Source organism: Burkholderia sp. GW821-FHT14F03 (genome assembly GCF_058803765.1).
The window spans coordinates 15,136-38,312 of the sequence record NZ_JBXAPG010000060.1 but is presented as its reverse complement, the minus strand read 5'-3'; the positions used below and the strand labels follow the sequence as shown (position 1 = coordinate 38,312).

The window sequence follows — 23,177 nt, the reverse complement described above, 5'->3', positions numbered from 1 at the left end:
CCGTCGCTGTCGTCGTCCGCGAAGCCGATGCCGTCGCGCCCCGGCGGCGCGGCAGGCGCGGCGCCCGGCGCGCGCTGGCCGAGCGTGAGCTTTTCCGCGCTCAGGCGGCGCGGTTCGGGCGGCGGCATCGCCTCCACGGGCGGGCCGACCGGCCGCGCGCGCCGCTCGCCGGGCGCGAGCGTGGGCCCCCAGGCGTCCGCGTCGAAACCCGGCGCGTCGCCGCCCGGCAGGAAACCGATGCCGTCCGCGCCGAGCGGCGCGCGCGGCAGGCCCTGCGCGTGCGCCGAGCAGGCCCACGCGATCAGCGTCGCGCCCAGCCAGCAGGACAGTGGCGTACGCAGCGGCGCATGCAGCGGCGCGCGCACGCTGCGCGGGGTGCCGGGACGACGGTGCGACGAGCCGATCCGCATCGGCTCAGGCCGGCGTGCCGAACATCCGCTGGCGGATCCGGTACAGCGGCTCGAACAACCATTCGAGCAGGCTGCGCTTTTCCAGCACGATGTCAGCCTTCAGCGTCATCCCCGCCTTCAGCGCCAGCGGCTTGCCCTCGAAGCGCGGCGCGCGGTCGGACAGCTCGACCCAGCACTTGAAATAGGTCTGCGGCGGCCCGGAATCGGCCGGCAGGTTCAGCTCCTTCGCCGTGAACGCGACGGGCGACACCGACAGCAGCTTGCCGCGATAGGTGCCGAACTTCTCGACCGGATAGCTGCCGTAGGCCAGCTTCACCTCCTGCCCCGGCTTCACGAAGCCGGCCTTCGACGACGGAATGTACAGCTCCGCGATCAGGCCGTCGGCGCGCGCGGGCAGGATCTCGACCACGCGCGTGCCGGGCGGGTCGATCACGCTGCCCTGCACCACGTCGAGCCGCACGATCTGGCCGTCCGCCGGCGCATACAGCACCTGGTTCACGGTCTCGTCGATATTGAATTCCTTCGAATTCAACTCCTCCTGCTTGATCTTCAGTTCCGCGTTCGAGCCGTCGTACTTGCTCTGCACCGTCTCCAGGTCGCCGCGCAGCTTCATGCCGTTCTTCACGAGGTCGGCCTTGCGCAGCAGCAGGTCCTGGTAGGCCTGGCTCGCCTGCAGGAACTGCGTGTTCACCTGGTTGTACTGCTCCAGCGTGACGACCTGCTCGTCCAGCAGCTGCTTCACGCGCCCGCGCCGCTCTTCGTACTCCGACATGATGCGTTTCTGGTCCTGGATCTGCTTGTCGATCAAGCCCCGGCTCTCGCCGAGCGCGCCGATCTGCTGATTGATCTGGTCGAGCGTCGAGCGGTATTCGAGCCGCGCCGCGTCCATCTGCTGATCGACCTCGACGCGCTGCCGCTTGATCGCCTCGCGCATCCCCTGCACGTTGTTGACCTGGGTGACGAAACTCGTGTCGCGCGTGACGCTCAGCAGCTTGTCGCCCGCGCGCACGCGCTGGTCCTTGCCGACGAACACGTCGCGCACCGCCCAGCCCGGCGGCGCGCCGACGCCGATCAGCCCCGCGCGCGGCGTCAGCATGCCCATCACGCTCTCGGTGTTCGCATAGGTCAGGTTGATCAGCGCGACGATGAACGCCGCGAACATCGCGATCGACAGGTAGCAGAAGAAGCGCATCGACACCGGCACGTCGACCACGCCGTTGATGACGGTGCCGAACGTCGTGCCGCGCATCAGCTTGCGCGGCGTCTTCTGTTCTCGAAGCGTCGTGATCCAGGTGGGCATGGGGTCGGCTCGTCAGGAATGGCGCCACGCGCGCGACGCGGCGTACGCATCGGGCTCCAGCAGCGGCGAAGGCATCAGGTAGGGCGTGAAGTGTTCCCAGAAGTGCCATTGTTCAGGGTGCGCGAGGAGCGCCGCCTCGAGCCGGTCGACGATGCGCTGGTGCGTGGCCAGCACCGGCGAGCGCTGCTCGGCGTCGCCGAGGAAGCGCGGCGCGACGGGCGCGTCCAACTGCACGAAATGCACGGCGCAGCGGTCGCGGAACGGCACGCCGGTCGCATACGAGACGAGCAGTGGAATGTCGTGCTCGACGGCGAGCTTCACCCCGCCGCCCGCGAGCCTGACCCAGCGCCCGCCGAGGCGGCACGGGTTGGTCTTGCCGAAGCGGCCGTGCAGGTCGGAGAACAGCAGGAACACCGGCTGCTCGCGCTTCAGGCTCACGACCAGCCGCCGCAGATGCACGCGCTGCTCGATGTCGATCAGCTCGATCCGGCCCGCGCCGTATTCGTTGACGAGACGGTTCGCATCGTCGAAGAACGCGCCCGGCGCGTCCTTGTGCATCACGATCATCAGCTTGCGATCGGCGGGCACCAGGAACCGAAGCTTCGTGACGAACAGCATCAGGTTGCCGAAATGCAGCCCCGCGAGCATCAGCGGGCCGCCGCGCGCGAGCGCCTCGTGCAGCTCGGGCTCGCCGTGGCAATCCATCCGGTCGAGCAGCGCCTTCATCGACGCGAGGCTGTGCGAGCGCAGCATCAGGCCCGCCGCCTCGGCCTCGAACAGCTCGCGCACGATGCCGTTCGCCACGCCGCGAATGCGCAGCGGATCGCCGTTCAGATGCGCGCCGAGCAGATGCCTCACCGAGGTCTCGATCGACTGGCGGATCGACGGGAACAGCCGCAGGCAGGTGCACGCGCAACCGTTCATCATGCGCAGGCCGCGCTCGGGCGGCCGCGCGAGCGCGACGCGCCGCACCACGCGGCGCACGAAATAGGCGTAGGAAAATGCATTGAACAGGAACAGCCGCAGCAGGTTCATCGCGACGCCTCCGCCAGATAGTGAGCCGGATCCGCGACGCTCAGCACCCCGTCGCGCATCTCGTAGATGCGGTCGACCATCGACAGGATCGACGCGTCGTGCGTGACCAGCACGATCGTGCACGGCAGCGTCAGCACGTTGCGGCAGATCTCGTGGGTGGTCGCCTGGTCGAGGTTCGACGAGAACTCGTCGAGGATCAGCAGGCGCGGTTCGCAGTACAGCGCGCGCGCGATCAGGAGGCGCTGCATCTGCCCCGCCGACAGGAATTTCTGCGTATCGCCGAGCGGCGTGTCGTAGCGATGGTCCAGCTGCTCGACCTCGTCGTGGATGCACGCGAGCCGGGCTGCCTCGAACATCGCCGTCAGCCGCGGCGCGGGCGCGAAATTGGTGATGTTGTCGCGGATCGTGCCGCGAAACAGCTGGTCGGACTGCGTGACGGCGGCGATGTGCCGGCGGTACAGCCGCAGGTTGACCTCGGTGAGATCGACCCCGCCCACGAACACGGCGCCGGGCGCAGGCGCGTACAGCCCGCAGATCAGGTTGAGCAGCGTGGTCTTGCCGCTGCCCGTGCGGCCGACGATCGCGATCTTCGCGCCCGCCGGCACGTCGAGGTCGATGCCGTGCAGGATCGGCCGGCTGCCGCCCTTCGGCGTATAGCTGAGCGCGCGGATCGACAGCGCGCCGTCGAAGCCGTCGATCGGCCGCACCGCCGCATCGGGCGCGGGCTCCTCCGTCTCGGCCTGCAGCACGTCGGCCACGCGATCCATGTGCACCTGCAGGATGTTGCGCCGCAGGTAAAGCTGGATCGAGTCGATGAACTTGTCCGCGAACAGGTTCTTGTACTGGATGAACGCGTAGATGATGCCGATCGTGCTCTGCCCGTGCATCACGAGCCACGCGCCGTACGTGACGATCACGAGCTGCTCGACGTGCACGATCCCCTTCGAGATCGCGTCGAACAGCAGTTGCAGGCGCTCCTGCTGGCGGATCGCCTGCAGCTTCTGCGTGAACGCGTTGACCCACAGGTTGCTGCGCGAGGTTTCCGACGACAGCAGCTTGATCGAGTGCGCGGAACGGATGTTCTCGATCAGCAGCGCATCGGCCTCCGCGCCGCGCGTCAGGATCTGCGACATCGCGTCCTGCAGCTGCGGCTGGATCGCAAGGCGGCTCAGCGCGAACAGCACCATCCCCGCGAGGCTGATGCCCGCGAGCACCGGGCTGTAATACAGCATCAGCACGAGCGTCAGCACGCAGGTCACCACGTTCAGCAGCCCGCCGATCAGCCCGTCGACCAGGAAGCGGCCGATCTCCGCCACCGAGGCCACGCGCGAGATCGAATCGCCGGTGTTGTGGAACAGGAAATAGGCGATCGGCAGGCGCGCGAGATGGCCGACCATGTTCGACGACAACTGCTGCGCGACGATGTTGCGCAGGTAGCTCTTGATGTTGCCGACCAGGTTCGCATACAGCGTGTCGAACAGGAACACGATGCCGAACAGGATCGTCAGCAGGTACAGGATGTCGATGTCGGTCTTCTTGAGCGCCTCGTCGATCGTCAGCTGCACGTAAGACGGCCCGAGCAGCAGCAGCAACTGCGCGGCCACTCCGCCCGCGACGCCGAGCAGGATGCTCTTGCGGATTCCCGTCAGGCCGACCAGGTAGTCGCGCAGCCGGATCCGGTCGCCCGGCCCCGCGTGCTTGAAACCGATGTCGGGATTGAGTTCCAGCGCGTAGCCGGTGATGTGCGTGAGCGCCTGCGTGAGCGGCAGGCGGGTCTCGCCGAGCGCCGGATCGATGATGTGCACGGTGCCGTAGCAGACCTGGGTCAGCACCACGTAGTGGTTCATCCCCCAGTGCAGGATGCACGGCAGCTTCAGCGCATCGAGTTCGGCCGCGTCGAATTGCAGCCCGCGCGCGCGCATCCCGAGGTCGTTCGCGATCTCCATCAGATCGAAGAACGACAAGCCGGAATCGATCTTCACCGGATAGCGGTTGCGCAGCGTGCGCAGGGTCGTCTCCCGGCCGTGCCAGGTCGCGATCATCGCCAGGCACGCCAGACCGCACTCCGTCACCTCGTCTTGCAGGACTGGCCTGACTTTATTCGTATTGAACAGCATGGGCGGACATACGCTGAACACGGCAAGGCCGGTCCGCGCGCAAGCCGGCCGTCGCGAAACGGCCGCGCGCGGACGCGACACGGGCGCCGCGCCCGGTCAGCCGGGCGCGGCGGCGGCGAATGCGGGACGCGGGTCAGCTCGACCCGAGCGCGATTTTCAGTTGGCTGGCGGCCTGCGCCTGGTATTGCGTCATGAGCCCGTTGATCACGGGGGTGATCGCCTGGTTCGCCAGCGCGACGGTGTACGCGGCAGAGCCCACGTACATCGAACCGCCGCCGTTGATCTGGCGTGCCTGCTGTTTCGAGATGGCTTGCATTGGGGTGGCCTTATCTCCGTGGATGTCATCGTCCCGCCCGTTTACCGACGGCCCGACCGGCCCGCCGCGCGCGAGGATGCCTCGACATCGCTGTCTCCTGATTCACCGCCGGTCAATATCCGGAATTCGGGAATAATCGTTATTTATTCCAATTGACGACGGAATGGCTTTTCATTCTGATACACCTGTTTCGCGCGGGGGGCGCCTCCCCGCGCGGGCGTTGGCGCGCCCTTACTTGCCGTTGCTGTTGAACGACTTCGGGTTCTGCAGGTAGCCGCCGAGCGTCGGCAGGAACTGGCCGAGCGCCGTCATCACCGGTGCGGCTGCCACCGCGAGGCTGCCCAGCGAGCTGATCGGGCCGCCGCCATGCACTTGCTTGGCCTGTTCCATCGTCATGACCTTCATAACTATCTCCTCGTAAAGAATAAAGATGACGCAGAGAACCTTCATTGATATGCCAATGGCATTAATAATCGAACGACATTTATTTGATTATCGCCACGATTACGAGCCGAATTCAGGCTATCATGCGCTCAGTTTGGATACAAGGTGGCCGGCCGGTCTTATATAAGGGTTTTTCGGCGTCGGAAAATGATACTAAAGCGGCATCTGTTTAAACCTCTCAATTAAAACGTTTAAATGAATGCGCGCATGCCTTGGCGCTGCGCGAAGGATGGAGGCGACGATGTTTGAAACACGCGGCGCGTACATGACAACCGCATTTCGGCGTACGGGTTTTCACCTATCAAGAAATTTCCACAGCGTGAATGTTCGTATGACTTACCTAATGGTCGGCGTTGCGGTCGCGCTACTGGGCACCGGTTCCAGCGCATTCGCCTTTTGTCTCGACGACGCGTATCAGCACGCACTCACGAATGATCCGAAATTCCTGCAGGCGCAGGCGGAATACGACGCCGCGCGGCAGAAGTATCCGCAGGCCCGCGCGCAGATGCTGCCGCAGGCCAGCATGCAGCTCGAATGGGGCCGCTACGGCACCCACGCGAACCTGTTCGGCCTCGATGTCTCCAGCAACAGCACGGCGGCGTATGGCGCGGCGCAGGTCACGCAGGCGCTGTTCAACATGCCCTATCTGTACGATCTGAGCCGCGCGAAGGAATTCGAGGAATCGGCGCGCCAGCAGTTCGAGGTGGCGAAACAGGAGCTGATCCTGCGCGTGTCCGACGCGTGTTTCGACCTGCTCAGCGCGCGCGAGAAGCAGCAATCCGCCGACGACGAGGTGAACGCGCTCACGCGGCTCGAAAGCGATACGCGCCGCATGGCGCAGCTCGGCATGAAGACGATCGGCGACACGGCCGAGATCGAGGCGCGCCGCAGCCTCGCGCAATCCGATTCGGTGGTGGCGCGCACCGAGGTCGAGGCGCGCCGCGCGCGCTACGAGACGCTGCTCGGCTCGACCATCGATTTCGCGCGCTGGCCGCGGCTCGCGATGCGCGGCACCTCGCCGCGCATCCCGTCGGGCGACTATCAGCCGCAGGACAACCCGGCCTATCAACGCGCGTATCGCGACGTGCAGGTCGCGCGGCTCGCCGCGAAACGCATCCGCGCCGAGCACCTGCCGACCGTCGACCTGTTCGCGTCCTACTCGCGCGGCCTCAATCCGAACCTGCGCGGCCTGACCGATTCGTCGGATTTCCACCAGAGCGCGGTGGGCGTGCAGGTGACCATCCCGATCTTCTCGGGCGGCAGCGTGTATTACCGGCAGGTCGAGGCGGAACACGTGGCGACGCAGTACCAGAACCGCCTGCGCGAAGTCGAGCAGACGCTCGGCACCGACCATCGCGAAACCTTGTCGGCGCTCGAATCGATCGGCACGCGCATCCGTGCGCTGCAACAATCGCTGCAGGCCGCGCGGCTCGCCTACGAATCGTCGCTGAAGGCGCATCAGGTCGGCTACAGCACGACCTACGAAACGCTGAACCTGCGCACCGACATCTCGACGATCCGTCAGAAGCTGTTCGACAGCTATCTCGACGCGCTGAAGCTGCAACTGAAACTCAAGAGCATCCTCGGCACGCTCGACGAGCAGTCGCTCGTCGCCGTCGACGGCTTCCTCGACAGCAACGCCGCCCCCGCCGCGACGACGACGCGCTGAGCCGCGCGCGTTCCGGCAGGCATGGCGCCCGGGCGAATGCCGGGGCACCACGCCGGACGAACACGGTTCCGACGCCGGGCGCCCGATCGCTGACGTTCAGCCGCACCGAGATCCGCGCGCGGTGGACGCGGCGTCCACGGTGTTATCGAGGCGAAAGCACGAAGGAGCCATCCAGGACGCGGCGCAAACCCATGACGACGCCACGCCTCAGCCGGCCGTCGTCAGCCGGCCGGCGACTGGCTGGTGAAAACCGCCAACTGCGCCGCGAAGGCGCGCTGGTACGCGGGCCGCGCCTCGCCGCGCGCGACGTAGGCGGCGAGGTTCGGATATGCGTCCAGCAGGCCCGATGCCCGCAACCGGATCAGCACCGCCACCATCATCAGGTCACCCGCGCTGAACGCGCCGTCGAGCCAATCCGCGCCGCCCAGGCGCTCGGCAAGCTCGCCCAGCCGGCCGCGGATGCGCTCCTGGACGAGCGGCAGGCGCTGCGCGGACCAGCTCTGGTCGCTCTCCAGGAACCGGGCGGTCTGGAGATCGAGGATCGGCGGCTCGACCGTGTTGATCGCGGCGAACATCCAGGCAATCGCGCGCGCCCTGGCGTTCGCCTCGTCGGGGAGCAGGCCCGCATGGCGCTCCGCGACATGGAGCACGATCGCCCCTGATTCGAACAGCACGAGTTCACCTTCCTCATAGGTCGGAATCTGCCCGAAAGGATGACGCGCGCGATGCGCGGGTTCCTTCATCGCACTGAGCGAAACCAGCCGAACCGCGTAAGGCTGGCCCGCTTCTTCCAGCGCCCAGCGGACCCGCATGTCGCGCGCGAGGCCCCGGCCGCGATCGGGCGACCGTTCAAAGACGGTGATGACGGGGAGCAGTGGAGCGCTCATGCTGGTTTCTCCTGGGTTGGCTGTCTCGATGCGCGCCGGACGCACACGCCCGCGCACATCTGCTCGACGGCCGGACGCGGGCGGAATCGACATCCCCCGGCGACTTTTTTCTCGAACCTCGACACCCCGCCCATGCGGGCTGCGCGACGGCCGCCATGGAAATCCATGATGAACCCAAAAAAATCGCCGCCGGGCCTCGCGGCGCGGCGGCGCTCGACGCCGGGCGCGCGCCCGGGCGTCAGGTCGAGGACCCGCTCAGCGGATGATCCGCGTCACGCCCCGGCCGCGCGGATCGGCCACCGCCTCCGGCGTATTGCCGTCGATCTGGATCACCTGGATATCCCCGCTGAAATCCTGCCCCTTCAGCGTGTAGCCCTTTTCCTCGATCCCCTTCGCCAGTTCGCCGTCGATCGGGTGGTACGGCTCCCAGAAAATCGTGTTCGGCGGCAGCAGCTGGTGATGGAAACGCATCGCGCCGACCGCCTCCTTCAGCGGCATCTTGAAGTCGTAGATGTTGCTGATCACCTGGAAGATCGACGTGAAGATCCGCGAGCCGCCCGGCGTGCCGATCACGAGCGCGACCCGCCCGTCCTTGGTCAGGATGGTCGGCGACATCGACGACAGCGGCCGCTTCTTCGGCTCGATCGCGTTCGCGTCGCTGCCGACCACGCCGAACATGTTCGCGACGCCCGGTTTCGCGGAGAAATCGTCCATCTCGTCGTTGAGCACGATGCCCGTGCCGTCGGCGATCACGCCCGAACCGAAATAGCCGTTGATCGTGTAGGTGTTCGACACCGCGTTGCCCCACTTGTCGACCACCGAGAAGTGCGTGGTCTCGGCCTTCTCCGGCATCGCGGTGCCGAGGCCCGGCTGCACGCTCTTGGTGTCCGACGGCGCGCTCGGGTTCACTTCGGCCGCGCGCCGCGCGATGTAGCCGTCGTCGGTCAGCCGCGCGACGGGCACCTTGTAGAAGTCGGGGTCGCCGAGGTATTGCGCGCGATCGGCGAACACGCGCTTCTCGATCTCGGCGACGAGATGCACGTACTGCGGCGAATTGAGCGCGACGCCGTCGAAGTCGGCCTTGCGGTCCTCCTTCATCTTCAGCAGCTGCACGAGGCCGATGCCGCCCGAACTCGGCGGCGGCGCGGTGATCACGCGGTAGCCGTTCCAGTTCGCCTCGATCGGCTGCCGCCACACCGCGCGATACTGCGCGAGATCCTCGCGCGTGATCAGCCCGCCGCCCTTCTTCATCGCATCCGCGATCAGGCCCGCGGTCTTGCCGTCGTAGAAATCCTTCGCGCCGTCGTTCGAGATGCGCGTGAGCACCGCCGCGAGATCCGGCTGCTTGAAGGTCGCGCCGGCCTTCATCGCGCCGAAGTGGCGGTCGTAGTTGGTCTTGCCGCCGAATTCCTTCGAGGCGTCGACGCCGCGCTGCGCGAGCTGCTCGTCGACGACGAAGCCGTCGCGCGCGTAGTGGATCGCGGGCGCGAGCACCTGCTTCCACTTGAGCTTGCCGAAACGCTTCTGCGCATCCCACATGCCGGCCACGGTGCCGGGCACGCCGGCCGCGCGATAGCCGTACAGGCTCATCCCCGGCACGACCTTGCCCTCCTTGTCGAGGTACATGTCGCGGGTCGCCGCGAGCGGCGCGCGCTCGCGATAGTCGAGGAAGTACGGCTGGCCGTCCTTGTAGATCGTCATGAAGCCGCCGCCGCCGATGTTGCCCGCCTCCGGATACGTGACCGCCAGCGTGAACGCGATCGCCACCGCGGCGTCGATCGCGTTGCCGCCTTCCTTGAGGATCTGCTCCGCCGCGTCCGCGCTGTACTTGTCGGCGACCGCGACCGCCGAACTGGTCAGCACCGCGCGCGGCGCGTCCTTCGCGAACGCGGGCGCGACCGGCATGAAGCCCGTCGCGCCGGCCGTCACGAGCGCGACGGCGGCCGAAGTACTGAAGCGATTCACGATGCGCATTGCCTGTCTCCCACCTAACGGGTTGTCCTGGATGCATGCCGACGCATGCACTCAGCGCTTATAACATGGTGGCGTCGGTATACAAAAAGCCCGCGGGCCGCGCCGACGCCATCCCGCCGCACCGCAACAGACCGCATCCCGCCGCGCGCCAAGCCGTCGATAGTAGCCGTTAGTCGCGATATCGACTGTTTTATGCATCGACATGCGCCACGCATGCGTCGTTCTGCGAAGATAGCGCCCTTTCTTTTTTGCAGCGCACACACGCAGGTCGACATGGCATCACAGGCAGCACATCACGCGACCGGCTGGGCTGCCGGTCTCATCGCGTCGACCCTGATCGCGCATTCAGGCGCGGCGGGCCCGTGGCACGTCGGCATCTTCGTCGCATTCGCGGCGGGCGTCGCGGGCGGCACCGCGCCCGACTGGCTCGAAGTCGCCTGGTGGAGCCGCACGCGGCGGCTGTGGGTCACGCACCGCACCGTCACGCACTGGGGGCTCGGCTGGCTCGCCGCGTTCGTAATGGCCTACCGCGCGCTCGATACGCATCCGCTGTGGGCCGCGCCGCTGCTCGGCTTCGCCTGCGGCGGCCTGATGCACCTGCTCGCCGACTGGCCGAATCCGCTCGGCGTGCCGTGGCTGTGGAAGCGTCATTCGCTGCGCTGGTGGAACAGCGGGCGCTGCGACCTGCTGGTCGTGGCCGCCGCATGGAGCGGCGCGCTGTGGTTCACGCAGGCAGCCTGGGAGCGCGTGGAGCCGCTGCGCCACTGGCTCGCGTGGCTGCGCGCGGCATAGCCGCAATCAACGCCGTCGGCGCATCTCGATCAGGAAAGCCGGCGCAGCACGCCCGTTGCCGCGACCGCGCGCACGCGTTCGCCGCTTGGATGAGTCATGCGCGCCGAACGGCACGGCGCTCGGGCGGAGCCTCGCCTCACCCGGGCCGCGCCGCACATCGAGCGGCGCCGGCGCGCCGTCCTTCGTCACGCGGGCGCCCGGCGGCGTCGCCGCGAACGCCGACAGCAGCGCGGCCAGGACGAGAGACAGTTGGTCGGTTTGCAGCGGGTTTCGCGCGAGAGGTCCGGCCCCGCTCGGGGCATTCGGAAAGCGCACCGCCCCGAGCGGTTCGCGCGCCTCGCTCGCTCCGGCCTCCACGCCTGCGCCGCAGCCCTCTCGACCGAGCCCCGGCGGCGCGCTCGTGAACGGCCGCCGTCCGGCTCGCGCCCGCCGCGCCGCCTGCGCCCCGCACCGATGTCTGGCACACTGGTCGTCTTCGCCGGCCGCCGCGCCGCCCGCTTCCGAGCCTCGATGGATCTCGCCGCCACCCGCTCCGCCAACACCGCGCTTGATGCGTTCCACCCTGCCGTCGCCGCGTGGTTCGCGTCCCGCTTCGCCGCGCCGACCGCCGCGCAGGCGGCCGCGTGGCCGCTGATCCAGGCCGGCCGCTCGACCCTCGTCGCCGCGCCGACCGGCTCCGGCAAGACCCTGACCGCGTTCCTGTGCGCGCTCGACGCGCTGGTCCGCGACGCGCTCGCCCACGACGGCGCGCTGCCCGACGCGACGCTCGTGGTCTACGTATCGCCGCTCAAGGCGCTGTCGAACGACATCCACGTCAACCTCGACGCCCCGCTCGCCGGCATCCGCGAGGCACTCGCGCAGCGCGGCCTGCCCGCGCCCGAGATCCGCACCGCGGTGCGCACGGGCGACACCACCCAGGCCGAGCGCAGCGCGCTGCGCAAGCGCGCGCCGCACCTGCTCGTGACCACCCCGGAATCGCTGTACGTGCTGCTGTCGTCGGCGTCCGGGCGGCGCATGCTCGCGACCGCGCGCACCGTGATCGTCGACGAGATCCACGCGCTGGCCGGCAACAAGCGCGGCAGCCATCTCGCGCTGTCGCTCGAACGCCTCGACGCGCTCGCCGGCCGCCGCCTGCCGCGCATCGGGCTGTCCGCGACGCAAAAGCCGATCGACGCGGTCGCGCGCTTTCTCGTCGGCGGCCCGGCCGACGCGCCGCCCGACTGCGCGATCGTCGACATCGGCCACGCGCGCACGCGCGATCTCGCGCTCGAACTGTCGCCGATCCCGCTCGAACCCGTGATGGCGACCGACGCGTGGGAGCGCATCTACGACCGGCTCGCGGAGCTGGCCGCCGCGCACCGCACGACGCTCGTGTTCGTCAACACGCGGCGCATGGCCGAGCGCGCCGCGCGCCATCTCGCCGACCGTCTCGGCCGCGAGGCGGTCGCGGCCCATCACGGCAGCCTCGCGAAGGAATACCGTTTCGACGCCGAGCAGCGGCTCAAGCACGGCAAGCTCACGCTGCTCGTCGCGACCGCCTCGCTCGAACTCGGGATCGACATCGGCGACGTCGACCTGGTCTGCCAGCTCGGCTCGCCGCGCGCGATCGCGCCGTTCCTGCAGCGCGTCGGCCGCTCCGGCCACCACGTCGGCGGCGTGCCCAAGGGCCGCCTGTTCCCGCTGTCGCGCGACGAGCTGGTCGAATGCGCGGCGCTGCTCGACTGCATCCGGCGCGGCGAACTCGATGCGCTGCGCATCCCGCGCGCGCCGCTCGACGTGCTCGCGCAGCAGATCGTCGCCGAAGTCGGCAGCGCGGAATGGGACGAAGGCGCGCTGTATCGCTGCCTGACCCGCGCCGCCCCCTATGCGACGCTGCCGCGCGAGCGCTTCGACGAGCTGCTCGCGATGCTCGCGACCGGCTTCACGAGCCGGCGCGGCGCGCGCGGCGCGTACCTGCATCGCGACGTGGTCGGCGGCACCGTGCGCGGGCGGCGCAACGCGCGCCTGACCGCCGTCACCTCGGGCGGCACGATTCCCGACAATGCCGACTACACGGTCCTGCTCGAACCGCAGGGCCTGACCATCGGCACCGTCAACGAGGATTTCGCGATCGAGAGCCTCGCGGGCGACGTGTTCCAGCTCGGCAACCAGTCGTACCGGATCCTGCGGGTCGAGTCGGGCCGCGTGCGCGTCGAGGATGCGCACGGGCAGATGCCGAACATCCCGTTCTGGATCGGCGAGGCGCCGGGCCGCAGCGACGAGCTGTCGCTGGGCGTCGCGCGGCTGCGCGCGCGCCTCGACGCGCTGCTCGCGCAGGGCGCGGCCCAGGCGGCGGACGACGCCGACGCGAGCCGCACGGCGCCCGCGCTGCGCTGGCTCGCCGACGATCTGGCGCTGCCCGCCGAGGCCGCGCGGCAGATCGTCGACTATCTCGCGCGCGCCCGCGCGGCGCTCGGCGCGCTGCCGACCCAGGACACGCTCGTGATGGAGCGCTTCTTCGACGAATCGGGCGGCACCCAGCTCGTGATCCACACGCCGTTCGGCAGCCGCATCAACCGCGCGTGGGGGCTCGCGTTGCGCAAGCGTTTCTGCCGCACCTTCAACTTCGAATTGCAGGCGGCCGCGACCGACGACGCGATCATCCTGTCGCTGTCGCTCGCGCACAGCTTCGTGCTCGACGAGGTGTGGCGCTACCTGCGGCCCGCGAGCGCCGAGCACGTGCTGGTCCAGGCGCTCCTCGACGCACCGCTGTTCGGCGTGCGCTGGCGCTGGAACGCCACCACCGCGCTCGCGCTGCCGCGCTACACGGGCGGCCGCAAGACCGCGCCGCAATTGCAGCGGATGAAGAGCGAGGACCTGCTCGCGACCGTCTTCCCGGATCAGGTCGCGTGCGCGGAGAACCTGGTCGGCGAGCGCGAGGTGCCGCATCATCCGCTCGTCGACCAGACCCTCGACGACTGCCTGCACGACGCGCTCGACACCGACGGCTGGCTCGCGCTGCTGCGCCGCATCGAGCGCGGCGCGATCGAACTCGTCGCGCGCGACCTGCCCGCGCCGTCGCCGCTCGCGGCCGAGATCCTCAACGCGAAGCCCTATGCGTTCCTCGACGACGCGCCGCTGGAGGAGCGCCGCACCCAGGCGGTGCGCGCGCGCCGCTGGCAGGACCCGGAGGCCGCCGACGATCTCGGCGCGCTCGACCCCGGCGCGATCGACGCGGTGCGCGACGAGGCGTGGCCGCTCGTGCGCGACGCCGATGAAATGCATGACGCGCTGCTCGGCCTCGCGTGCCTCGCGGACGCCGAGGTCGACGCGCGCGACGGCTGGCGCGGCTGGCTCGATGCGCTGGCGGCCGGCAAGCGGGCCGCGCGCGTCGCGCTCGTCGACGGCGGCGGCCTGTGGCTGCCGGCCGAGCGCGTGGCCTGCCTGCGCGCGCTTTATCCCGGCGCGCGCGTCACGCCGCCGCTCAAGCCGCCCGCCGGCTTCGACGCCGGCTGGGAACCGGCCGCCGCGCTGGTCGACGTGCTGCGCGCCCGCCTCACCGGCTTCGGCCCGCTCACCGTGCGCGCGATCGCCGCCCCGCTCGGGCTGCCGCCCGCGACGCTCGACGCCGCGCTGGCCGCGCTCGAAGCCGAGGGCTACGTGATGCGCGGCCGCTTCTCGCCCGGCGCGACCGACGACGAATGGTGCGAACGCCATCTGCTGGCCCGCATCCATCGCTACACGGTCAAGCGGCTGCGGCGCGAAATCGAACCGGTCGAGCGCGCCGACTTCATGCGCTTCCTGATCCACTGGCAGCGGGTCGCGTCCGACACGCGCGGCGCGGGGCCCGAGGCGCTCGCCGCCGTGGTCGCTCAGCTCGAAGGCTTCGAGGCCGCGGCGAGCGCGTGGGAGGAGGAACTGCTGCCGGCCCGGCTCGGCGACTACCTGACGGGCGGGCTCGACACGCTGTGCCGGTCGGGCAAGCTGGCCTGGGCGCGGATCGGCGCGGCCGCGAAAAGCGCGAGCGCGCCGGTGCGCACCACGCCGATCGTGCTGCTGCCGCGCCGCGACCTCGCGCGCTGGCAGACGCTGCACGCACCCGAGGCCGCCGTCGCGCTGTCGGCGCGCGGCTTGCGGGTGCGCGACGCGCTCGCCGCGCACGGCGCGATGTTCTTCGACGAACTGCTTGCCGACACGCACCTGCTGCCGGTCGAACTGGAAGGCGCGCTCGGCGAGCTGGTCGCGGCGGGCCTCGCGCACGCCGACAGCTTCGCGGGCCTGCGCGCGCTGCTGAAGCCGAGCGTGAAACGCGGCGGCTATCGCGCGCCGCGCACCCGGCACGGCGGCGCGCTGCTCGGCGGCATGGACGACGCGGGCCGCTGGGCGCTCGTGCAGCGGCCCGCGCCCGCCGCCGCGCCGGAACCGTCGCCCGCGCCGAACCCCGGCGCGACGCCGCGCGACACGCTCGAACACGTCGTCTGGACCTTGCTGCGCCGCTATGGCGTGCTGTGCTGGCGGCTGCTCGAACGCGAGGCCGCGTGGCTGCCGAGCTGGCGCGAGCTGCTGCGCGTCTGCCAGCGCCTGGAGGCGCGCGGCGAGATTCGCGGCGGGCGCTTCATCGCGGGGCTCGCGGGCGAGCAGTTCGCGCTGCCGGACGCGATCCCGGTGCTGCGCGAGATCCGCCGCCAGCCGCCCGACGGCCGCCTGACCTGCGTGAGCGGGGCCGATCCGCTCAATCTCGCCGGCACCCTGCTGCCCGGCGCGAAGGTGCCGGCGCTCACGGGCAACCGCGTGCTGTACCGCGACGGCGTGCCGATCGCGTCGCTGGTCGCCGGCCAGTTCGTCTACGCCGACGGCCTCGCGCCGGCCGAGCAGGAGGACGCGCGGCTGCGGCTCGCGCATCGGCGTTGAGCGCGGCCCCAAGCGCGCCGCCGCGCGATCCGCTACCATCGTCGCTCGCTTCACCCACCCCGCGCCGCCCATCGCAGGCGGCCCGCTTTCCTCAGGAGACACACCCGATGCCCCATTCCGCCGATAGCGGCGCACTCGCCGCCGCCCGGCACGCCCCCGCGTCCGGCTCGCTGACCATCGTGCAGGGCGCGGCGCTCTATGTCGGCGCGGTGCTCGGCACCGGCGTGATCGCGCTGCCCGCGCTCGCGGCCGAGGTCGCCGGGCCCGCGTCGCTGCTCGCCTGGGCCGCGCTCGTGCTGCTGTCGATTCCGCTCGCCGCGACCTTCGCCGCGCTGGGCGCGCGCTACCCCGATGCGGGCGGCGTCTCGACCTACGTGCGCAATGCCTTCGGCCCGCGCGCGGCGGCAATCGTCGGCTGGTGCTTCTACTTCGCGGTGCCGGCCGGCGCGCCCGCCGCCGCGCTGTTCGGCGGCGCCTACGTGGCGGCGATGCTGGGCGGCGGCGCCACGACCGAGATCGTCACCGCCGCGCTGCTGATCGCGACGGTCGCGGCGGCCAACGCGTACGGCGTCACCGTGTCGGGCCGCATGCAGGTCGTGCTGTCCGCGCTGCTGGTGGCCCTGCTGCTGGCCGCCGTGCTCGCCTCCGCGCCGCATGCGCGCCTCGACAACCTGCACCCCTTCGCGCCGCACGGATGGCTCGCGGTCGGCCATGCGGCGGCGCTGCTGGTCTGGAGCTTCGCGGGCTGGGAGGCGATCACGCATCTCGCCGGGGAATTCCGCCGCCCCACCCACGACCTGCCGCGCTCGACCGCCGTCGCGGTCGTGGTGGTCGGGCTGCTGTACCTGTCGGTGGCCGCCGCGAGCGTGCTGGTGCTCGGCGCGACGGCGGGCGCATCGCGCGCGCCGCTCGCCGCGCTGATCGAACGCGGGATCGGCGGCGCGGCGGGCGGACTCGCCACGGTCGCGGCGCTGCTGCTGACGCTCGGCACGATGAACGCGTACTTCGCGGGCGCGGCCAAGCTCGGCGCGGCGCTCGGCCGCGACGGCGCGCTGCCCGCCTGGTTCGCGCACGGCAGCGAGACGGGCGGCGTGCCGCGCCGCAGCCTCGCGGTGCTCGCCGCGCTGGCGGGCGGCGCGCTCGTCGCCACCGTGCTGGCGGGCGTCGGGCCGAAGCCGCTGGTGCTCGTCACGTCGGGCTGCTTCGTGCTCGTCTATGCGCTCGGCGCGGCCGCCGCGATGAAGCTGCTGCCGCGCGGCGGCTTCGCGCATCGCTGCGCGTGCATCGCGCTCGTCGCGGTGGCCGCGCTGTTCGTGACGACCGGCTGGTATCTCGCCTGGGCCCTCGGGCTCGCGGCGGCGGCGCTGCTCTACCTGCGGTTCGCGCCGCGGCGCGCGCGCTGAGGCGCGCCCGGCCCGGGGCGCGGCGCGCCGGCCGTCACGACGCGCGGCATCCGGACGCCGCCGCGCATCCCGATGCCGCGCGTCGTCCGCCCCGTCAGCGCGTGCCCGCGCTGCAGCAATACGCCAGCAGGAAGGTGGCGGTGCCCGTGGTGGTGCCGACGATGGCGCGCATGTCCGTATTCAGCTTCGACATCGCCGCCGTCACGTAGTCGGGCGCGGCCAGCGTGCCGGTGTTGAAGTCATGCACCGCCAGCGCGACGGCCTTGTTGTCCTTCGTCTTCGGCGACGCGAGCGCGCGATCCTCCTGCGCGAAGCGCTGGTCGCGCGTGGCCACCGCGCCGACCTGCCCGCTGCAGTAGCCGTGGGTGCCCGACATGATGTGGATCGTGTGGCCCTCGCCGCTCAGGCCCGCTGCGATGGTGTTCAGGGCCGCCGCCACGTCGCGGACCGAACAGGGATCGTGGAATCCCCAGATCTGTACCGCGTTGGGCGTGCCCTGGGTGATGTTGACGAGTGTTGCCATGACGCTCTCCTTGAAGGTGCTGCGATCGATCCCGCCGGCCGGACGGCGCTCGCCGCCGCCGCGCGGGCTGGATCCGCCGGCGCGCTCAACGGCTCGGCCGGCGGATGACTCAACCTTAGCGGCTCGGTCCGGCGCGCAAAATGGACCGCTCGTCACGACGCCCCGGGTGTCGTTCCTCACGGGTGCGGACTTGGGCGGGACGCGCCCGTACGCGACAATGAACGCTTCGTCCGGGACGCCGCGCGTCCCGCTCGCCCGTCCCGTTCGTCCCACTCACCGGAGCACGCCATGCAGGCACAGTGGTCCCGCGTCGACGCCTATATCGCCGATCGGCTCATCCCGTCGGATCCCGTCCTGGAACAGGTGCTCGCGGCCAACGCGGCCGCACGCCTGCCCGCGCACGACGTCGCGCCGAACCAGGGCCGCCTGCTGGCGCTGTTCGCGCGCATGATCCAGGCGCGCCGCATTCTGGAAATCGGCACGCTGGGCGGCTACAGCACGATCTGGCTCGCGCGCGCGCTGCCGCCGGGCGGCCGGGTCGTCACGCTCGAAGCCGATGCGCGGCATGCCGAGGTGGCGCGCGCCAATCTCGCGACGGCAGGCCTCGCCGACACCGTGGACGTGATCGTCGGGCCGGCGCTCGACAGCCTGCGCCGCCTGCCCGGCGACGCCCCGTTCGACCTGGTGTTCATCGACGCGGACAAGGAGAACAATCCCGCCTACCTCGACTGGGCGCTGAAGCTGTCGCGCCCCGGCACGCTGATCGTCGGCGACAACGTGGTGCGCGACGGCGAGGTCGCGAATCCGGACAGCGACGATCCGCGCGTCCACGGCGTGCGGCGGTTTTTCGATCGGATGGCGGATGAGCCGCGCCTGACGGCGACCGCGTTGCAGACCGTGGGCAGCAAGGGCTGGGACGGCTTCACGATCGCGCTGGTCGGCGAGGCGGCGTCGGGACGCTGACGGTGTCGCGCAGGCGCGCGGCGGGCCCGGTCGCGCACGGCCCGCTGCGCGGCGTATCGATCGGCGGCGGCATGCCCGCGCGGACCTGGATCTCGCGCGGCGTCAAGCAGGGCCGCCACGCGATCTTCAACGCCCGGCTCGGCTCTCGCATCAACCAGCACGTCGCGGCGTCGTGGCAGGCCAACAACCTGTTCAATCACGACGACGCCATCCGTCCGCCGAGCGCGTTCTTCAGCGTGTTCGGCGACCGGCGCGACGTGATGCCGACCGTGCGCCCGGACTTCTGACACGCGCGCGCCGCCGCCGGGCGCCGGCGGCGCCTCACGCGAGCCCCAGGTACACGACCCGGTCGCGCCCGCCGGCCTTCGCCTGGTAGAGCGCCTGGTCGGCCGCCTCGACCACCGCGCCGACCTCGGGCGCCGCCGCGCCGTGGCGCGGCTCCCACACCGAGACGCCGATGCTGACCGTGACGATGCCCGCATCCGAGCGCACGTGCGCGATGCCGAGCATGCGCACCGCGACCCGCATCCGCTGCGCGACCACCCGCGCACCGGCCGGATCGGTGTCGGGCAGCACCACCACGAACTCCTCGCCGCCGTAGCGCGCGACCACGTCGCCCGCGCGCCCCGCCTGCCCGTCGATGCAGCGCGCGACGCGCGCCAGCACCTCGTCGCCGACCTGATGGCCGTAGGCGTCGTTGTAGCGCTTGAAGTGGTCGATGTCGACGAACAGGATCGCGAGCGGCCGCTCGCCGCGCACCGCGCGCCGCCATTCGCGCTCGAGCGTCTCGTCGAGTGTGCGGCGATTGTAGAGACCCGTCAGGCTGTCGGTGCGCGCGAGCCGCGCAAGCGCGGCTTCCGCCGCCGACTTGCGCCACAGCGAGTACGCGAGGCAGATGCTCATGCCGATGAACGCCAGGCTGAACGCGCCCGTCAACACGCCGAAGCGCCACGCGCGCTCGCGCCAGTCCGCATAGGTGTCCTGCTCCGCCGTCGCGACCTGCACGATCAGCGGCACGCCTTCGAGCCGCTGGTACAGGAAGTTGCGCCGCACGCCGTCGATCGCCGAGACCTCGGTGAACGACCCCGAGCGGCCGAACTGCATGCGCCCGAACTGCCCGGTGTCGCGCAGTTCGCGGCCGAGCAGCGCGTCGTCGAACGGCGTGCGCATCACGAGCTGGCCGTTCGCGTGGAGCAGCACGATCGAACCGTGCGGGCCGACCTCGAGCCCGGCAAACAGCTGTTTGAAATACTCGAGCCGCACCACCAGCACCGCGACGCCCGCGAACCGGCCATCGCTGGCCTGCAGGCGGCGCGACAGCGCGATGCTCGGATCGCCGTCGCGCAGCCGCGCGCGATACGGCGCGCTCACGTACAGGCCCCGGTCGGACGCGTCGCGCTGGGCGGTGAAGAAATCACGGTCCGCGAAATGCATCACCGGCAACGGCTCGTCGCGCGAGGTCAGCGTGACGCGCCCCGTCTCGTCGAGCACGTAGATCATGCCGATGCACTTCGCCGCCGCACCCCGGTCGAACAGCACCTCGCGGCGGCGCGCAAGCGGCAGCGCGGCCACCCAGGGCTTGTCGACGCCCTCGACGACGCCCTGCAAGGTCAGGTCGTAGATGCGGAAATTGCGCGCGATGTCGCGTTCGATCATCAGCAAGGTATTGCGCGCGCCGTCCTGCGCGCGCTCGAAGGCGTCCGCGCGGCTGTCGCGCAGAATGGCGGCGCAGATCGACATCATGACGATCGCGACCGCCACGCCTCCGGCAATCACTGCGTAGCCCAACGGCATCCGCTGCCCTGCGCCCCGACGACTGCGCACCCCGGCATGTCTGGATTTCATGCTTGTGCTTGTATAAACAACCGCGACGCTATTTGATCGAATTGGAAACCTGCCTAGCGGGCATTATGTACGATGCGCGGCCGCCCCCCGTGCACGGCGTCGTCGGGGCCCACCCGCGGCCCCCGCGTCGCGGCGCGCATGCGCCACCGCGCGCAGCGCCTCGATCAGCGTGCGGGCCGCCGCCGACGGCTGCGTATCGGTGCGCAGGATCAGGCCGACCGGCTCGTCGGCGCCGGCCGCCGGCAGGGGCAGCAGCACCAGCGCGCCGGCCGCGAGATCGGCCCGCGCCGCGTCGCGCGGCACGAACCAGACCGCGTCGTTGTCGAGCGCGAGCGCGCGGCCGACCGAGACCGACAGCGCCTCGACGAACGATTCGAGCGGCGGCGCGCCGCTCGCGCCGAGCAGCTGATCGGCGGCCTGCCGGATCAGCGTGCCGTAAGGCGGCAATACCACCGGGTAGCCGGCGAGCCGGGCCGCCGCCGCGGGGTCCGCGGCGAGCGGATGGCCGGCCCGCACGACCGCGACGAGCGGCTCGCTGTAAAGCTGCTCGAACGTCAGCCCGACCATGCGCTCCGGCTCCGACAGCCGGCCGATCGCGCATTCGATCGCGCCCGCCTTCAGGCGCGCCAGCAGGGCCGCGTTGGCGTCGGTCGCGATCCGCACGACGAGGCGCGGCCACTGCGCGGCGAGCGCTTTCAGCAGCGGCGGCGCGAGCGCGGCCGCGACCGTCGGCAGCATGCCGATCTCGAGCGTCGCGGCCGCGCCGCCGCCGCCGCGCGCCAGCAGGCTCACGCCCTGCCGCAGCGCGAGCACGCACGCGCTCGCGTGCGGCAGGAACAGCTGCGCGTCGCGGGTCGGCTGCGCCCCCTGGCGGCTGCGCTCGAACAGCTTCACGCCCAGGATCGACTCCAGCTCCGCGATCGTCTTCGAGACGGCCGGCTGGGTGATGGAGAGGCTCTCGGCCGCCCGCTGCACGCCGCCGAACTGCGCGACCGCGAGGAAGCACTGCAGGTGCCGGAACTTGACGCGCGCGTCGGCGATACGGTTTTGCATAACGGATGGTTATACGACGATCGAAAAAACGTCATTTTGCATAACTTTCCGGATTCGCTAAAGTCAGGGCGTCCCCCATCCTTCCAATCAACCCGGAGACCCGCGATGGACGATTCCTACCTCGCGCCGCGCGACTGGCCGTCGCATCCCGCCTACCTCCACCCCGACTACCGCTCGTCGGTGAAGCGCGGCCCGACCCGGCCGCTGATTCCGCTGCGGGAAAAGCTGCGCGACCAGCATGCGCCCGTCTACGGGGCCGAGGATCTCGGCGCGCTCGACCACGATCTGACCCGCAACGCGGTGAAGAACGGCGCGCCGCTCGGCGAGCGCATCATCGTCACGGGCCGCGTGCTCGACGAGGGCGGCCGCCCGGTGCGCGACACGCTGGTCGAGATCTGGCAGGCCAACGCGGCGGGCCGCTACGTGCACAAGGTCGACCGGCACGATGCGCCGCTCGACCCGAACTTCCTCGGCGCGGGCCGCTGCCTGACCGACGCCGACGGCCGGTACCGGTTCCTGACGATCAAGCCGGGCGCGTATCCGTGGGGCAACCACCCGAACGCCTGGCGACCGAATCATATTCATTTCTCGCTGTTCGGCGATTACTTCGGCTCGCGCCTCGTCACGCAGATGTACTTTCCGGGCGATCCGCTGCTCGCGCTCGATCCGATCTTCCAGGGCACGCCCGAGGACGCGCGCGAGCGGCTGGTCTCGCGTTTCGAGATCGGCACCACCGAACCCGGCTACGCGCTCGGCTACGAATTCGACATCGTGCTGCGCGGCCGCGACGCCACCCCGCTGGAGCGTTGAACATGACGACCCTGAAACAGACGCCGTCGCAGACGGTCGGCCCGTACTTCGCCTACGGCCTCTGCCCGCAGCAGTATCACTACGATCTGACCAGCCTGTTTACCGCGACGATCGCCGCGCCCCATGCGGCGGGCGAGCACGTGCGGCTGGTCGGCCAGGTGTTCGACGGCGACGGCCAGGTGGTCGGCGACGCGGTGCTCGAATTCACCCAGGTCGACGGCGCGGGCCGCTACCCGGCCTCGCGCGCCGACGCGGCCGCGCTCGGCTTCACGGGCTTCGCGCGGGTCGGCACCGGCACCGATGCGGCGCAGCGTTATGTCGTGGAAACCGTGAAGCCCGGGCGAGGTCCGGACGGCGGCGCGCCGCACGTCGACGTCACGGTGATGATGAGAGGGATCCTGACGCACGCGTTCACGCGCGTGTATTTCGACGACGAGACCGCCGCGAACGACGCGGACCCGGTGCTCGCGCGGGTGCCGGCCGAGCGGCGCGCCACCCTGCTCGCGCGCCGCGAGCCGCAGGCCGCGGGCGGCGTGCCGGTGTACCGCTTCGACATCCACATGCAGGGCGCGCGCGAAACGGTGTTCTTCGATCTCTGACATCAAAGGCGGGAATTCAAGCGGTTGAAGAAACCTTCCGCCCGCGGCTCATCGGACGGCACATGCCGCCGGCGGCCGGTGCGCGCTGGAACGCGTGGCGCGCGTACCGGCTTGTGCCGGTCCGCGCTGCTCAGCGGATCTCGAAGC

The 23,177-nt window shown here is 70.5% G+C and carries 19 protein-coding genes and 1 pseudogene; 8 read left to right on the top strand and 12 right to left on the bottom strand.

Annotation, left to right across the window (positions count from 1 at the left end):
- From AC1RQF_RS29415 to AC1RQF_RS29390, 6 genes and pseudogenes are all read right to left on the bottom strand, one after another.
- Nucleotides 1–410: pseudogene (locus AC1RQF_RS29415) on the bottom strand (hypothetical protein); the annotation flags it as partial.
- A 4-nt stretch (nucleotides 411–414) separates the two neighbouring features.
- Entirely contained in the window at nucleotides 415–1,710 is a 1,296-nt protein-coding gene (locus AC1RQF_RS29410; RefSeq protein ID WP_492873589.1) for an HlyD family secretion protein, read from the bottom strand.
- A gap of 12 nt (nucleotides 1,711–1,722) precedes the next feature.
- Nucleotides 1,723–2,745 carry a lysophospholipid acyltransferase family protein gene (locus AC1RQF_RS29405; protein WP_492873588.1) on the bottom strand — a complete coding sequence of 341 codons (1,023 nt, stop codon included), beginning with the start codon at nucleotides 2,743–2,745 and terminating at the stop codon, nucleotides 1,723–1,725.
- The gene (locus AC1RQF_RS29400; protein ID WP_273996171.1) at nucleotides 2,742–4,862 is read right to left on the bottom strand and encodes a peptidase domain-containing ABC transporter; all 2,121 of its coding nucleotides are present in this window, start codon (nucleotides 4,860–4,862) and stop codon (nucleotides 2,742–2,744) included. The genes AC1RQF_RS29405 and AC1RQF_RS29400 overlap by 4 nt, the downstream gene beginning before the upstream one ends.
- A 133-nt stretch (nucleotides 4,863–4,995) precedes the next feature.
- Nucleotides 4,996–5,178, bottom strand: a complete 183-nt coding sequence (locus AC1RQF_RS29395; protein ID WP_492873586.1) for a hypothetical protein — start codon at nucleotides 5,176–5,178, stop codon at nucleotides 4,996–4,998.
- 231 nt (nucleotides 5,179–5,409) lie between these two features.
- Complete coding sequence (locus AC1RQF_RS29390; protein ID WP_273996173.1) at nucleotides 5,410–5,583, bottom strand: hypothetical protein; 174 nt, start codon at nucleotides 5,581–5,583, stop codon at nucleotides 5,410–5,412.
- A gap of 370 nt (nucleotides 5,584–5,953) precedes the next feature.
- Between AC1RQF_RS29390 and AC1RQF_RS29385 the strand changes: the two genes are divergently transcribed.
- Entirely contained in the window at nucleotides 5,954–7,291 is a 1,338-nt protein-coding gene (locus tag AC1RQF_RS29385) for a TolC family protein (RefSeq protein WP_273996174.1), read from the top strand.
- A 221-nt stretch (nucleotides 7,292–7,512) separates the two neighbouring features.
- Here the strand turns inward: AC1RQF_RS29385 and AC1RQF_RS29380 are convergent, their stop codons facing one another.
- On the bottom strand, nucleotides 7,513–8,178 hold the full coding sequence (locus tag AC1RQF_RS29380) for a glutathione S-transferase family protein (RefSeq protein WP_492873591.1): 666 nt from the start codon (nucleotides 8,176–8,178) through the stop codon (nucleotides 7,513–7,515).
- A 255-nt stretch (nucleotides 8,179–8,433) separates the two neighbouring features.
- Complete coding sequence (ggt, locus tag AC1RQF_RS29375; protein ID WP_492873583.1) at nucleotides 8,434–10,152, bottom strand: gamma-glutamyltransferase; 1,719 nt, start codon at nucleotides 10,150–10,152, stop codon at nucleotides 8,434–8,436.
- A 273-nt stretch (nucleotides 10,153–10,425) separates the two neighbouring features.
- Between ggt and AC1RQF_RS29370 the strand changes: the two genes are divergently transcribed.
- Nucleotides 10,426–10,944 carry a metal-dependent hydrolase gene (locus tag AC1RQF_RS29370; protein WP_273996176.1) on the top strand — a complete coding sequence of 173 codons (519 nt, stop codon included), beginning with the start codon at nucleotides 10,426–10,428 and terminating at the stop codon, nucleotides 10,942–10,944.
- Between the two features lie 6 nt (nucleotides 10,945–10,950).
- On the opposite strand, the gene AC1RQF_RS29365 is transcribed toward AC1RQF_RS29370, so the two are convergent.
- Nucleotides 10,951–11,505: a hypothetical protein gene (locus AC1RQF_RS29365; RefSeq protein WP_273996177.1), complete on the bottom strand. Its 555-nt coding sequence runs from the start codon at nucleotides 11,503–11,505 to the stop codon at nucleotides 10,951–10,953.
- On the opposite strand from AC1RQF_RS29365, the gene AC1RQF_RS29360 reads away from it, so the two are divergent.
- Together AC1RQF_RS29360 and AC1RQF_RS29355 are read left to right on the top strand one after the other, a co-directional pair.
- The gene (locus AC1RQF_RS29360) at nucleotides 11,455–15,834 is read left to right on the top strand and encodes a DEAD/DEAH box helicase (protein WP_492873580.1); all 4,380 of its coding nucleotides are present in this window, start codon (nucleotides 11,455–11,457) and stop codon (nucleotides 15,832–15,834) included. The genes AC1RQF_RS29365 and AC1RQF_RS29360 overlap by 51 nt on opposite strands.
- Before the next feature lie 107 nt (nucleotides 15,835–15,941).
- Entirely contained in the window at nucleotides 15,942–17,237 is a 1,296-nt protein-coding gene (locus AC1RQF_RS29355; RefSeq protein ID WP_492873578.1) for an APC family permease, read from the top strand.
- 94 nt (nucleotides 17,238–17,331) lie between these two features.
- On the opposite strand, the gene AC1RQF_RS29350 is transcribed toward AC1RQF_RS29355, so the two are convergent.
- The gene (locus AC1RQF_RS29350) at nucleotides 17,332–17,760 is read right to left on the bottom strand and encodes a hypothetical protein (RefSeq protein ID WP_273996180.1); all 429 of its coding nucleotides are present in this window, start codon (nucleotides 17,758–17,760) and stop codon (nucleotides 17,332–17,334) included.
- 288 nt (nucleotides 17,761–18,048) lie between these two features.
- Between AC1RQF_RS29350 and AC1RQF_RS29345 the strand changes: the two genes are divergently transcribed.
- Nucleotides 18,049–18,723, top strand: a complete 675-nt coding sequence (locus AC1RQF_RS29345) for an O-methyltransferase (RefSeq protein WP_273996181.1) — start codon at nucleotides 18,049–18,051, stop codon at nucleotides 18,721–18,723.
- 2 nt (nucleotides 18,724–18,725) lie between these two features.
- Complete coding sequence (locus AC1RQF_RS29340) at nucleotides 18,726–19,010, top strand: hypothetical protein (RefSeq protein ID WP_492873575.1); 285 nt, start codon at nucleotides 18,726–18,728, stop codon at nucleotides 19,008–19,010.
- 34 nt (nucleotides 19,011–19,044) lie between these two features.
- Here AC1RQF_RS29340 and AC1RQF_RS29335 read toward each other — a convergent pair whose 3' ends face one another.
- Nucleotides 19,045–20,517 carry a GGDEF domain-containing protein gene (locus AC1RQF_RS29335; RefSeq protein WP_273998366.1) on the bottom strand — a complete coding sequence of 491 codons (1,473 nt, stop codon included), beginning with the start codon at nucleotides 20,515–20,517 and terminating at the stop codon, nucleotides 19,045–19,047.
- A gap of 114 nt (nucleotides 20,518–20,631) precedes the next feature.
- The gene (gene pcaQ / locus AC1RQF_RS29330; protein ID WP_273996183.1) at nucleotides 20,632–21,621 is read right to left on the bottom strand and encodes a pca operon transcription factor PcaQ; all 990 of its coding nucleotides are present in this window, start codon (nucleotides 21,619–21,621) and stop codon (nucleotides 20,632–20,634) included.
- A gap of 105 nt (nucleotides 21,622–21,726) precedes the next feature.
- Between pcaQ and pcaH the strand changes: the two genes are divergently transcribed.
- Nucleotides 21,727–22,431 (top strand): protocatechuate 3,4-dioxygenase subunit beta, encoded by a 705-nt coding sequence (gene pcaH / locus AC1RQF_RS29325; protein ID WP_273996184.1) that lies wholly within the window; start codon nucleotides 21,727–21,729, stop codon nucleotides 22,429–22,431.
- 2 nt (nucleotides 22,432–22,433) lie between these two features.
- Nucleotides 22,434–23,030 (top strand): protocatechuate 3,4-dioxygenase subunit alpha, encoded by a 597-nt coding sequence (gene pcaG / locus AC1RQF_RS29320; protein WP_273996185.1) that lies wholly within the window; start codon nucleotides 22,434–22,436, stop codon nucleotides 23,028–23,030.
- Nucleotides 23,031–23,177: the final 147 nt, after the last annotated feature.